The sequence below is a fragment of the Psychrobacter sp. Choline-02u-9 genome (assembly GCF_002836505.1).
In the GTDB taxonomy this organism is placed as follows: Bacteria; Pseudomonadota; Gammaproteobacteria; order Pseudomonadales; family Moraxellaceae; genus Psychrobacter.
In genome coordinates this window covers 120775-133749 of sequence record NZ_PJBF01000058.1, presented here as the reverse complement: position 1 = coordinate 133749, position 12975 = coordinate 120775, and the positions used below count along the sequence as shown (strand labels likewise).

The 12975-nt window shown below is 42.7% G+C and carries 10 protein-coding genes and 3 tRNA genes; 2 read left to right on the top strand and 11 right to left on the bottom strand.

Annotated features, from left to right (window positions below):
- Positions 1 to 22: 22 nt before the first annotated feature.
- The 10 genes from CXF69_RS10725 to CXF69_RS10680 form a co-directional block, all read right to left on the bottom strand.
- The gene (locus tag CXF69_RS10725; RefSeq protein WP_102078060.1) at positions 23 to 571 is read right to left on the bottom strand and encodes a protein-disulfide reductase DsbD domain-containing protein; all 549 of its coding nucleotides are present in this window, start codon (positions 569 to 571) and stop codon (positions 23 to 25) included.
- 245 nt (positions 572 to 816) lie between these two features.
- Positions 817 to 1254: a type II secretion system major pseudopilin GspG gene (gspG, locus tag CXF69_RS10720; RefSeq protein ID WP_102078113.1), complete on the bottom strand. Its 438-nt coding sequence runs from the start codon at positions 1252 to 1254 to the stop codon at positions 817 to 819.
- Between the two features lie 522 nt (positions 1255 to 1776).
- Entirely contained in the window at positions 1777 to 2979 is a 1203-nt protein-coding gene (gene gspF / locus CXF69_RS10715; protein WP_102078059.1) for a type II secretion system inner membrane protein GspF, read from the bottom strand.
- Positions 2980 to 3062: 83 nt separating this feature from the next.
- Positions 3063 to 4124 (bottom strand): hypothetical protein, encoded by a 1062-nt coding sequence (locus CXF69_RS10710; protein ID WP_102078058.1) that lies wholly within the window; start codon positions 4122 to 4124, stop codon positions 3063 to 3065.
- Between the two features lie 319 nt (positions 4125 to 4443).
- Complete coding sequence (locus CXF69_RS10705; RefSeq protein ID WP_102078057.1) at positions 4444 to 5379, bottom strand: AraC family transcriptional regulator; 936 nt, start codon at positions 5377 to 5379, stop codon at positions 4444 to 4446.
- A gap of 426 nt (positions 5380 to 5805) precedes the next feature.
- Positions 5806 to 5881: transfer RNA gene (locus CXF69_RS10700), tRNA-His, on the bottom strand.
- 41 nt (positions 5882 to 5922) lie between these two features.
- A tRNA-Arg gene (locus tag CXF69_RS10695) sits at positions 5923 to 5999 on the bottom strand.
- Between the two features lie 105 nt (positions 6000 to 6104).
- Positions 6105 to 6181, bottom strand: a tRNA-Pro gene (locus CXF69_RS10690).
- Between the two features lie 238 nt (positions 6182 to 6419).
- Entirely contained in the window at positions 6420 to 7937 is a 1518-nt protein-coding gene (locus tag CXF69_RS10685; protein WP_228706776.1) for an McrC family protein, read from the bottom strand.
- Positions 7938 to 7952: 15 nt separating this feature from the next.
- Entirely contained in the window at positions 7953 to 9470 is a 1518-nt protein-coding gene (locus CXF69_RS10680; RefSeq protein WP_228706775.1) for an McrB family protein, read from the bottom strand.
- A gap of 426 nt (positions 9471 to 9896) precedes the next feature.
- Between CXF69_RS10680 and CXF69_RS10675 the strand changes: the two genes are divergently transcribed.
- Together CXF69_RS10675 and CXF69_RS10670 are read left to right on the top strand one after the other, a co-directional pair.
- Entirely contained in the window at positions 9897 to 10622 is a 726-nt protein-coding gene (locus CXF69_RS10675; RefSeq protein ID WP_102078056.1) for a DUF4442 domain-containing protein, read from the top strand.
- A 38-nt stretch (positions 10623 to 10660) separates the two neighbouring features.
- Complete coding sequence (locus CXF69_RS10670; RefSeq protein ID WP_102078055.1) at positions 10661 to 11134, top strand: RidA family protein; 474 nt, start codon at positions 10661 to 10663, stop codon at positions 11132 to 11134.
- A 120-nt stretch (positions 11135 to 11254) separates the two neighbouring features.
- On the opposite strand, the gene gspE is transcribed toward CXF69_RS10670, so the two are convergent.
- On the bottom strand, positions 11255 to 12808 hold the full coding sequence (gene gspE, locus CXF69_RS10665) for a type II secretion system ATPase GspE (protein WP_102078054.1): 1554 nt from the start codon (positions 12806 to 12808) through the stop codon (positions 11255 to 11257).
- Between the last annotated feature and the right edge of the window lie 167 nt (positions 12809 to 12975).

Sequence of the window (12975 nt, the reverse complement as noted above, 5' to 3'; positions counted from 1 at the left end):
TTTTAATCAATCTGCTCGCTATTTATCTGCGTGTCGCAGCAATGTCTATCTTGGTTTTGATTTTTTCTGGTGGATAGCATAGCCCAGCCGTTGCACACCCTTGCCAACCAATAATAATAGGCGCGTTTTTGGCGCCCTTACCATTACTGGTCGTCAGTGTCGTGGTTGCAATGACGCTTCTTTGTGTAAATACAGGAACCTGACCAAAGGTCGGATCATTGATTGATACTGGTGCTTGATTAAAAGTGAACGGCGTGGCGTTTATTCCTTTAGGGAAGCTCAACGTAAGCTTATCCTTATAAACATAATGCCCTGGCGTAATTTCAAAACTGATCGACAGCCGCGTGCCTTTGGAAATCGCTTTGGTATTACTGACCACCTGAAAGGCTTCATCCACTGATAAGAACTTTGATTTTGCCGAGGAGCTATTTTTAAATAAGTCATTTAACCCTGCTGCTTGTACACTGATCGATGTCATTGACAAGACCGTTACCAATGAAGTGCTTGCAACGGTTAGAACCAATTTATAAAGGTTTTTAGAAAAATATTTATTAGACTGTTGAATCGACATAGATGATTACCTTTAATTGCAGTTTGCGATGACTGTTTTGCTGAGCGCCTAGATATATTTATAGCACTGGCTATCAAACTTGTATTGAACAGTAGGCAGTTTATCTACTGATAAAAAATATCAACCAATAAGGGAATATTGGTTGATATTTATAAATTGTTGAAAGTGCATGGATGAACGAATGTTTCATTCTACAAAGCTATATTAGTATCAGAATTTGTTCACTATACGTCTGTTATTAAGCTTTATAGCTGAGCATAAAGATCCGCATCTTGACCTTCACCACCTTGTTGACCATCAGCACCTAATGAAAATAAATCATAAGGTCGCCCTTCACTACCTGGTGCAACATACTGCATCTCATTTTCCCAGCCATCGGTCGGATAGCCACCTTTAATATACCCACCTTCAGGATAGTTTTTTGCATCAGCTGGCGGTGTCGTAAGCGCCTCTAACCCTTGAGCGGTCGTTGGATAGCGCGAGTTATCAACCTTATACATATCTAACGCATTTGAGACAGTGGCAAGCGCCGTTTCAGTTGTTTTCACACGGGCCTTATCACTTTGACCAACTACTTTTGGTACCACTAATCCAGCAAGAATGGCTAGGATCACAATAACGACCATAATCTCGATAAGAGTGAATCCTGCTTGACCAGACTTTTTTATCGCACTGCGCCGCATAGCTGAAGAAGCGGTCTTATGGTCAGTTACAATATTTGAATGGGATTGCATATTCTGAATAGCACTTTTTGGCGTCATATTTACTTGGAATTTGTCAGTCATAATCATCGCTTTGGTCATCACAGTTATGTAAATAGTAAAAGTGGCGTTCTATTGTGGCTCTCATCAATGATATATCAATGAGTTCTGAAACTATTGTCACTATAAACCATGGTTTTATTTTTATCCAGCGCTGCGCCTAGTTTGAGTTTGCTATTTCAGCCGAAGCTAAATATTGAATGGCACCAACTGTATGACTATTGATTCGTGCTTACTATAGCGCGGCGCTTATGTTTGCCATAGCAAAAATAGCGTTCGTTCAACAATATACAACAGTAAGCAAACCTTAAGAAAGCTAGTCCAAGGCTTAGCAAGCAAGTGAGGTGATATGAGTAGAGTGAAGGAGAGTTAAAATAGAAATTTTGAAATAGGAAAGCTATCTGTATATGAATAGCATAATGAATCATAGGCTAGCGACTGAACCTAGCCTGCTAAATCGTTCATATTAACGATAGGTAGCATAACCGCCATTACAATAATCATAACTACTACGCCCATCAACACCAGCATTAAAGGCTCAAGTAATGATAATAAGGTGCTGATAAAATTGGTTGCTTCTGCTTCCTGCATATTGGCGGCACGGCTCAGCATATTTTCAAGCTCGCCTGAGTTTTCTCCGCTTTTTATCATCTGTACCATCATCGGTGGAAAGTAAGTAGATTTCTCTAGCTGGCTAGACAAACTAGAGCCTTCTGTGACCCTATCAGCCGCAGTGATAATGGTTTTTTGGATATGCAAATTGGTCGTGACCGCAGCACCGATATGTAATGCCTCAATCAATGGCACCCCTGAGCGTACTAGTATCGCAAGGGTACTGGCAAACCGCGCGGCATTCAATCCTCTCGACAATCTAGCTAGTATCGGCAATCTTAGTGCCACGCTATCAATGGTTAATTTACCTGCTTGCGTTTGGGCAAAACGATAGAATAAAAATGCGGTACTTGCCAATACCAATAGTATCAACCACCACCACTGAGTAATGATATTCGATAGCGTGAGAACAATTTGAGTAATTAAAGGCAACGCTTGCTCAGACTGCTCAAAAACTTTGACAATTTTGGGCACAACGAAACTCATTAGCCCCATAATTACTGCAATTGCCATTACCATCAGGACAATTGGATAGACCATGGCCCCTTGAATTTTCTTTTGGAGCGCAAAACGGTTTTCGGTGTAGTCTGCTAGCTGATTGAGGATAAGGTCGAGGTGACCAGATTTTTCGCCTGCAGCAATCGTAGCGATATATAAAGGCGGAAAGCTAGCGGCTTGTTGCAAAGCACGTGCTAAGCTGAGCCCTTCTAAGACATGTGAGCGTACTGCAAGCATCAGGGATTTGATATGAGTCTTTGGAGATTGTTTAGCAACCGCTGCCAAGGTTTCCTCAAGTGGGATACCCGCTGCCAATAATACAGATAGCTGACGTGTCAGCAATGCCAACTCGTATGCAGACGGTTTTTTGTAGCGGTTTTTGCTCTGACTTTGTCTGTCATTGACAGGGTTGACTTCAACGGGCATCCATTGCTTATCACGCAGCTGCTGGCGAATTTGCCGCGCAGAATCCCCCTCTAGCAAGCCTTTTTGGACAACACCGTGGTCATCAAGCGCTTTGAAATGATAGGCAGGCATGGCAACAGATATCCTAAGAGGCTTACAAGTAGACAGTTATAATTTATGACTTAATAGAAATTTATTAATTTGACATGTGACGCTTAAAAAAGTGGCGTTGAGTCGTTACTATCAGGCATCAAACCTTGTAATAATAAGACATCCAGATGCTGCTGCTGTAGCTTTTTATCAAAATCATTAACCTCAGCGATTAGCATTCTTTCAATACGTTTATCACTCGCGAAAACGCTCAAGCGCGCACAAATAACGGCCAACTGATAAATACGTTTTTTGCAATAACCGTCGAGACCTTGTAATAATCTAACCATATGTGGTGTCTCAAGACTGGCGTAATCATAGTCAGCCACGACTTGCTGGCCAAGGGCTGTGACGCCATAAGTAATCGACAAGTGAGCACAATAATAACAGCTGAATAAATAACCAACCACATGACCGATATAATAGCCTCGATCGTAGGTAAAGCTACTCACGCCAAAGTGCCCAAGTACATAGCTGTTGAGGCTACCTTGGTCGCGAATTGGCTTGCCGTGCTTTAACTTACCGACTGTAGCAAAGCACAATGGGTTGCGACCATCTTGAGTCGTCAGCTGCCAACCGGCGGGCTGCTGTGCAGGCATATGACGCACGATATCTGCAATAATGTCATCGACCACATGCAGCTGCTGCCAGAGTCTTTCGAGCGTATCCGTATCCATCAACCCACGTTTATCGAGCTGCTGCGCAAGTAAATATTGCTGATATTCTGCGAATTGTGGCTTCAGGGTTTGTACTAAGTAAGTAGGACGCGTATTGGCAGATGCCATATATAACAGTCGAGTACGCTCATGCTGAACACGATAAAGCGCAACACGCTGCGTAGCGACATTGGTTTCTTGCGCCACAGGTTTTGCAGCTACTGTAAGACTATCGGATGACTCAGATATTACTGCTTCAGTTGCTACCGCCTCGATATCTGACAAGGTAAACATCGTCAATAATGCCGCCTTATCAGGTGTCTCTACCGGCTCATTTTTCGGCGCCTCTTTGCCGACATGCGGGTTCTCTACAGCATTGTTTTTATCAACATTACTTTCTGTTTTAGCAGGTGCAGCAGCCTCTTGTTGGCCATTGTTTCCTGCATTTAGCTTTGCGGTCGGTTCAGTCATAACATACCATCAGCAGCGAAAATAAACATCGTCTCGATCCTTTTATATGCTTATCGTATAAGGACATATAACGCGCTACAACATCAACGCTTTTGTCTCGACGACTCATCAACCCATAGTACCTGAACACAGACTCATTGTCAGCTGCCCTTAACTAAAATAGCCATAGCAAGTTACCAAAGATCTTATAGATATGAGTGACTCAACGTTTATAAACAATATATATTCACAAATTAAAAAAGCGCCAAGGACATATAGATGACCTTAGCGCTTATCGTCGAGATTCTACTTAAATAACTTAAATAAACAGCAACTGAAGCTATGCAAGATTGTTCTGTCGATACTGCTGACGGTATGCTTTTGGCGAAACACCATACACACGTTTAAATGCCTGACTAAAAGTCGAATCTGAGGCGTAGCCCACCATTTCACTGATACGGCTAATACTGTTTTGCTGTAAGCGTAAATAGCGAGCCGCCAATCGTAAGCGGTAATCAATCAGATAAGTCAGTGGCGGCATACCAACAGTGTCTTTGAAACGCTGTGCAAAGCTGGAACGTGACATCCCTGCTACTTCGGCAAGCTGATGAATGGTCCAGCTTTCACTCGGTGCGCCATGCATTGCAGCTAGCGCCTTGGTCAGAAATGGATCCTTCATAGCTTTGAGCCAGTTTTCTGTGGCTTCAGGCAAGCTTTCAATATAAACGCGCAAACATTCAATCATCATGATGCTTGCCCAATGATTGATCACAGCCGTTTTGCCCATACGCTCACGCTCAGCTTCTAGTGTTAGCAGCTTTATCTCTACATCAATCACTTCAAACCGACCGTCAGCGGCATCATTGAGCTCCGGTAATATCGGTGGCAGTACCGACAACAGAGGATTAATCATCTCTTTGTCGTACTTACATTCGATCAGTATCAAAGATGAATTGGGGTCTCCATCGCCATCAATATCAAGTGTACGCTCAGGGCAATTGCTCAATAGTTCATCAAGCGACTCAGCAACCTCGCCATGATGGTTGAGTGCGTAACTCACATGTTTGTGCGCATTCGGAATCATGATCATGTCGCCAGCGCGAGCTTCTCGTAGACCATTACCAACATCAATGCAAAAACCGCCAGACATTACTAAGTAAAATAAAATGGTGTCCTTTCTAGTAATAGAATAAGACCAATTGCCAGTGCCATTTAGACGATAATACTTAGTCTCAAATAAATGCACGTTTTGCAGCAATACACTCAGTGCGTCCATCAATCAATTCCTCAATAATGCAGATTAATAACGATTCATCTTAAAAAATAATAATATTCTTAATAACAAGTTCTTTCGATTTGCTCTATGCCAATGCGTGCTCCAATAAATAATTCTTATTAAATAATATGGATTTGATAACACTTAAGCATAATGCATCATTTAAAACGTCATGTCTATTTACTGATTAGATTTACTAAACAGTAATAGAGTAGGTATGGTCATACTAGACCTTAAGGAAAACCTATAGGAAGTGTTGATAAAAATTTGGGGAATTATCTAGTATTGAAGGTGCTATCAATTTTGACCTGTTTAATCTTATAAATACAATGCAAAAATAAAATTAAATAGGCACAAAAAAATCGCCATCAAGGGCGAGTGGTATTACTTATATATCTTTATATGAAGGTAATGCAGAATAAAATATGGGGCGACTGATGGGACTCGAACCCACGACAACCGAGATCACAACCCGGGGCTCTACCAACTGAGCTACAACCGCCATAACTATTGCCAAAGAATAGGCAAGATTTGCAGGCTAAATGGTGCGCCTGGCAGGATTCGAACCTGCGGCCACCTCCTTAGAAGGGAGATGCTCTATCCAGCTGAGCTACAGGCGCTCTTAGAGGACTTTTATATACTAAGTTTACTTTACGATATATTTTACTATATCAGAAACTAAACCGTTATACATAAAAAAAAGCCTGTAAGGCTCTTAAAATAGATGGTCGGAGTGATAGGATTCGAACCTACGACCCTCTGGTCCCAAACCAGATGCGCTACCAAACTGCGCCACACTCCGAAATTTTCTATTATCACGATAGTTTGTTAATCAACTCGTTGTTGGCAATGCCGCTAACTTGTTAATGTTCCTCGCTATCGAGGTGCACATATTAAGGGGTAAAGGCGATTGTGTCAACACCTATTTTCGATTAATTTCAAATAATCGCTAATTTTTTTAAAATTACGTCAATTTCGCCAAAATAGTGACAGCCAGACCCTTTATCCATTAGTCATTCACGCTGTCATTGATAATGATATTAAGCTTTGTCCAAATGTGGCAGTACTTCACCGTTGAGTGTGCCTGTCAAAACATCAAATGGCATTAACCATAAATGGGCATTAATTGATTTATTGCTTTTAACATCATCGCTACTGCTATCATTACTACCATAATGAGTTTGCTGCTTGAGCGCTACTGGCTGCCTATCACTACCTAGCACCGGATAAACCAACCAGACCTGCCCCGCCAAGTAAGCTTGTGCATAGCTGGTCAATTGATAAGCGTCGCTCGCACTAACTGCAGCGGCATGCGGTAAGTATTTCCACTTAATATCGATGACATGACTGTAGCGACCTTTGTTCTTTTCTGTGGCTGTAGTTTGACTAGCTGCTATATCGTTTTGGTTTTGGCAATCATCAGAGACGGTTTCAAATATCAGCAAATCAGGCCGTATAGATAAGCATGCTAGTCCTTCAGCATCGTTAAGCCAGACACTTTGGGTCTGATAAAAAGGACGGTAACTACTACTAATCTGTTGAAACATCGATGCAATACGCTGACTTGCCCATTGCTCAAAAGCTTGATTCATATCAATCAATAAACATAATCTTAGCTGAGAGCTATTTTGTCTGCTTGGATCAATACCGTTACCTGTCGCAGCTGTCGTCTGTTTTAGTAACCAGTATGCCAAGTCTACTAACTGCTGCGCGGCGTGCAGTTTTTGCTTTTGGAGTGGTTGAACGTCTAGCTGACGCTTTGCTTGAGCATATATTACCGCTATCTGCTGCATTTCGCAGTTGTTTAGCGTAGACACTTGCTGCCATGGCTGCAACAATTTTGAAGAAATAAACTGGGGTAATAAAGGCATCAAGTAAACCAAGGCACTCCTAATCAACCGATTGGCCAACATGTCGTGACTTAATACGCTACTTTTACAGATGAACTTATGCGGTTGCATACTATTGTGACGCAGTTGCTCTTTGATGAGCAGTCGACCTTGCAAGGATGCCTGATTTTCAATCTGAGCCTGATAATGCTTGGTTGGTTGATAATCCATTAAACGCTGCAAAAACTGCTCAATCAGCCAATCTGATATAGGCAATACTTTCAACGGTAAAGGAGTGGACTGGGAACTAAACTGACCGAAATTTTTCGTATTGGGTAGCTTACGATTGTTATGCGCATCAAGATGAATTAAATCCGATAGCATACCCTGTACCCAATGACGGGTCTGGACGATATCATTGCTCTGAGTAGACTGATTTAGCTTTGGCAATATCTCAAGCGTTATGCCACTAGGTAGGAGAATAATCCCAATATAGTGCCCAACCTTAAGCTGCCATTGCCCTTGCTTACGCTTGATAGTAAATACTGCAAACTCTTGTACCATTAGCCAATCGAAGTCAGATGCTTGCAAAAAATCATACACGGTCAAACGTTGATGCTCAAACACGGTGATAACATTCATGGTGGCAATACTGTTAGGGATACGAGTCTGGCGACTGTTTGCCCTAATAGCGTGCTCTTTGGCGTAATATGGATTATTCGTTATCACTGAACAGTCATCCTGCTAGTACAAACGCTGATAGATAGCAGCATTATTAAACTCACCATCCCTAGCAATCAAATCGGCATTGATAGTATAACTATTCACATTCATAGACTGACCAAGAAAAGAACCCTGCCCTGCAAACATTTGGTGTTCAGCGGAAGCATTGTTTTGGTTGCCCATCGGATTATACAAGTCGTCATTCATCAATGCTTGACTGTCCTGTACGAACTGCTTGCTCGTCGGTTGCTGCTCATCTCTAAAGATATACTGCAGCACCGTAATTTGGCCACCAGCTGCTTGAGCCAATTGAGGAATAATTTGTTCAACGAGAGCCGTTTGTAATTGCTCTAATTGAGTGACGGTAAATAAAAACGCATGACCTAACTGTGCTTCTATTCCCAGTGTTTGCACGATACGTCTATTCAAACCTGTTAGTAATTTACTCAAATCTATCATAGCTGCTTCTGAACCGTCAGATAGGCCAGTATCAATGTCATTGCTGTCATAAATTATCGATAGTAAATTAGGCTGCGGTGGACAGTCAATAAAACGAAAACGTCGACGTAACGCCATATCAAGTGGCGCTAAAGAATGATCTTGGGTATTCATAGTGGCATAAATATCGACATTGGCAGGCACACTAAAGGCACGTCCAGAATACGCCAAACTTACTGTCATCGCATTTGGCTTGCCCGCTCGTTTATCAGGCTCTATCAAACTGAGAAGCTCACCAAACACTCGTGACACGTTAGCACGGTTAATCTCATCAATCAGCATGGCGTAACGCTGCTGAGGGTTACGGGCTGCGCGTTGACATAGCTTCAGGAATGCTCCATCTTGCACCGCGTAACTCATTTGAGTTTGATTAGAGTGGCTGTTATTTGCTTGAGCGGTGCCACTCATGACAGGCCGTATACCTTCTACAAACTCTTCATAACCGTAGGCTTGATGGAAGCTCACCATACTAAAGCGTTGCTGAGCAATGTTTTGATTTTGATGGGCTTGGTTGTCACGCTGTGCCTGCTGAAACTCTGCTAATCGCTGCGATAAATCTTCTAGTAGCACTATACACTCAGGTAATAAATACCATGATCCACTATTGTCTTTATCAAAATAAGCTTGGCTAGCACGGTTATCAAAACTGACTGTTTGAGAGTTCGTAGGGCTATGTCTGCGTAACTCTAACCAAGCTGTACTATCCAGATTTTTCTCACGTGAGTTCTGAGCAGCTTTGGTCATAAAAAAAGGATGATCAATAATTTCTCGTACCTTTAACAAATCCTGTTGTTCAGCACGTAAATCTAAAAACACCAGACACAAGACTTCGCGCCAGCTTAGACCTTGCAGCAGCTGTGCTAATAAGTCTTCATTTTCAGCCTTGGGTAGATAGTCGGTATATTGCTTCGCGATTTGCAGTAATCTATAGGTTTTACCTGTACCAGCAACGCCCGTATAAATAATATTGGTCGGTTCATGAGTAGACATATCAGGCATAACATTATCCAGCGGCATTGAAAACAGGTTTGAAATAGACATGCTAACATTTTGTCATTATAACGTGGCTGTCTATTGGCATGGTAACTATAGTCAACCCTCTATATATTAGATACGGTGTCAGTCTCGCTTAGTCTACTATTTGTAGTACTTTCACTCGGCTTCCTTGTATCCAAATTATATTGAACTGACTATACCAATCACTTAATAATACCAATGTCCAAATGTTGCTGACATATAAGATGACTAGGCTGCTTTAAGTGGCGATCTAAACTAATGACATAACCTAGCAACATAGCCACGCTACTATAGTTTTGTAAGCGCAGCAGTTCATGCTAATAATAGTAGGAAGGCAATGGTTGATGTACCATAGTATTTGTAGCGACTTTCATTATCTATATTTGTGTCGCTATCATAAAAAGCCATGCTAAGAATGTCATTCAACTCATTTACGTTAAGGAATTTTGTATGTCAGGATTATTAAAAAAACTACCCGCCAAGTTGACCAATAAACTGCCAGCCAAAGTATCTGACAGCACAAAACCTTCAGTTGAGAAACCCAGTAGCACGCTAAAACCAATTAGCAATCAATTTACCAAACTGTTATCCGTCACCAAATATCTGCCTGCTGGAGCACGCTCAAGTATTTTATCCAAAGCTTTTGGCAAGGTCGTTCCGTATGTCGGCACAACTGGCATTTATTATGAGACGGTAGAACCAAACCAAGTCGTCGTTAGTCTCAATAACAATAAAGCCGTCCAAAACCATATCGGCTCTATTCATGCAGTCGCCATCACATTACTGGCTGAGACGGCTACGGGGTTTATTTTGGGTTTAAACTTGCCCTCTGATCGCATTCTGCTGATTAAATCTTACTCGGTAAATTTCCATCGTCCAATCAAAAAAGGTCAAATTGCTGCTATTGCAAGCTTGTCTGATGAACAGCGTTTGGATATCCTAAACACGCCAAAAGGTGAGATGATTATTCCCTGTGTCATCAAAGATCGTGAATCTGACAGTGACCGCGATCCAATTGTGGTTGAGATGACTTGGGCGTGGATACCAAAAGCGGAGCTAGAGGCACGCCGCCAAGGTAAAGCGTCTGAAAAAGTCGCAGAAAATGATAATGGAACCGAGACACCAATCGAAGAAAGCGATGCTTCATCTACTCAAAATAGTAGTGACGACAAGTAGTTAATAAAAATTGATAACAAACCCAATGAGGAAACAGTATGTCCAAACTTAGTACTTGCCTATCTACGCTAGCGCTAGCCACTATGTGCTCATTGGGTTTTGTTCATAGCGCTAATGCTAATACAACGACGGCTGTCAGCATTGCTAAATCTAGCCCTACTTTCTTGGGCGATGGCGGTACTTATCCTTTTTCAGAAGCTGTACGCGTGGGCAATACATTGTATATGTCGGGGCAAATTGGCTTTAAAGAGGGCAAACTGGTCAAAGGCGGTATCAAAGCTGAAACCAAGCAAGTGCTAGATAATATCCATAGCACGCTATTAAAGTATGGCTACCGAAAGTCTGATATTGTTAAATGTATGGTCATGCTGACTGATATGGATGACTTTGATGACTTTAATAAGGTCTACAAGGCTGAGATGATAAAGCCTTATCCTGTACGCTCAGCTTTTGGCGTATCAGAACTGGCTGCTGGAGCAAGCGTTGAGATTGAATGTATGGCTGCAAAATAATAGCGACTAAAAACTCTAAAGCTCCAAAACTAGAAAAATCTTAAAACAACTGGCTATTCACGCCAGTTATTTTTTTATCTGCTAGGCCAATATCCAGTCTGCAAGATCCAGTTCGCAAATTTATACCAGTATCGTGTCATCCGTTAACGCACTCTCCTTCGTCACTCGCAGCACTTCTTCCAATGTTGTGCGCCCTTCTATGACCTTACGCAAACCATCTGCACGTATCGACGGTGTTTGCTGGCGCGCATACTCTTCCAGCTCATACTCAGCCGTATTGCTATGAATCATACGGCGCAATGTATCGTCGATTGGCACGACTTCATAGATGGCGGTACGGCCTTTAAACCCTGACTGATTACATTTATCGCAGCCAACTGGCTTGGGCAGGCGAATCGACTCACTTGCTATATCTTTAGCATCACTTTTCAGTGTTGAGCCAATACCAATTTCGGTAAACAGCTTGGCTTGCTCGGTATCGGCAGCCTGCCAGCTTTGACAATGTGAACATAAAGTGCGTACCAAACGTTGTGCTACTACGCCAATAAGCGACGACGACAACAGAAACGGCTCAACACCCATGTCCTGTAAGCGAGTAACCGCGCCGATAGCAGTGTTGGTATGCAGCGTTGATAGTACCAAATGCCCTGTCAAAGAAGCCTGTACGGCAATCTCAGCTGTCTCTAAATCACGAATTTCACCAACCATCACCACATCGGGATCTTGACGGAGCATTGCACGCAAACTTTTAGCAAATGTCATATCTACTTTATTGTTGACCTGCGTCTGCCCAATACCATCGAGCTGAAACTCAATGGGATCTTCGGCGGTTAAGATATTGCGCGTTTGGTCATTGAGATCTGTCAGTGCCGAATATAGCGTGGTGGTCTTACCCGAACCCGTCGGCCCTGTGACCAAAATAATCCCATGCGGACGATGAATCAAGCGCTTCAGCTCGGTATAGTCATTATCAGATAGCCCCAAATACGTCATGTTAAGACGTCCCGCTTGCTTGTCTAGTAGACGCATCACCACGCGCTCGCCAAAGCTCGACGGCAGTGTCGATACACGCACATCAACTTCTCGCCCTGCCAGTCGTAAGCTAATACGCCCATCTTGCGGTACACGCTTTTCAGCGATATCCAGCTTGGCCATGACTTTGATACGCGAGACTAATAATGGCGCGAGCTGGCGTTTTGGTGTGATGATTTCTTTAAGCTCACCATCAACTCGGAAACGGACGACCAAGCGCTTTTCAAAGGTCTCAATATGAATGTCTGAAGCGCTTAAACGGATGGCTTCGGACAACAAGGCGTTGATCAGACGAATGATAGGCGCGTCGTCTTGTTGATCCATCAAGTCTTCAGTTTCAGGGACGCTATCTGCCAAGCTATCGAGATCAGGATGGTCTTCAAGTCCAGCAGCAATATGCTGCGACTCTCCTGTATTGCCAGCATAAGCTGCGTTCATACGTTTTTCAAAATCATCCGCGCTAACACTTTCGTAAGTGGGTACACCGCGAACGCCTTGCTGCTGTAAAAACCGTACCGCTTCGTTGATCGCTGACAACGGAGTCGCTTTGGTGAGTACCAATGTTGGCGGCAATTCCGGATCTATCGCAAGTATGGCCAAAATCTGATGGCGTTTCGCAAAGCTGTATGGCAACTGCATCATAAAGACGGCCCAATAAGTGAGGAGAGGATAAGAAGAACGCACGCCAAGACAGGATGGATGCCTTGTCCTTAACAGTTCGAATCAAAAAAGACTGCCAGTAAGGTTGCATGAGTTTGTTATAATAGCATTTTGTTTTAGACGGGTATTATTTTATGTGACTGGCGCTT

Bases quoted from the DNA above. Each gene is read 5' to 3' on its own strand.
- gspG (WP_102078113.1), bottom strand. From the start codon at position 1,254: ATGCGGCGCAGTGCGATAAAAAAGTCTGGTCAAGCAGGATTCACTCTT.
- CXF69_RS10705 (WP_102078057.1), bottom strand. From the start codon at position 5,379: ATGGACGCACTGAGTGTATTGCTGCAAAACGTGCATTTATTTGAGACT.
- CXF69_RS10725 (WP_102078060.1), bottom strand. From the start codon at position 571: ATGTCGATTCAACAGTCTAATAAATATTTTTCTAAAAACCTTTATAAA.
- CXF69_RS10670 (WP_102078055.1), top strand. From the start codon at position 10,661: ATGTCCAAACTTAGTACTTGCCTATCTACGCTAGCGCTAGCCACTATG.
- CXF69_RS10710 (WP_102078058.1), bottom strand. From the start codon at position 4,124: ATGACTGAACCGACCGCAAAGCTAAATGCAGGAAACAATGGCCAACAA.
- gspF (WP_102078059.1), bottom strand. From the start codon at position 2,979: ATGCCTGCCTATCATTTCAAAGCGCTTGATGACCACGGTGTTGTCCAA.
- CXF69_RS10675 (WP_102078056.1), top strand. From the start codon at position 9,897: ATGTCAGGATTATTAAAAAAACTACCCGCCAAGTTGACCAATAAACTG.
- CXF69_RS10680 (WP_228706775.1), bottom strand. From the start codon at position 9,470: ATGTCTATTTCAAACCTGTTTTCAATGCCGCTGGATAATGTTATGCCT.
- gspE (WP_102078054.1), bottom strand. From the start codon at position 12,808: ATGATGCAGTTGCCATACAGCTTTGCGAAACGCCATCAGATTTTGGCC.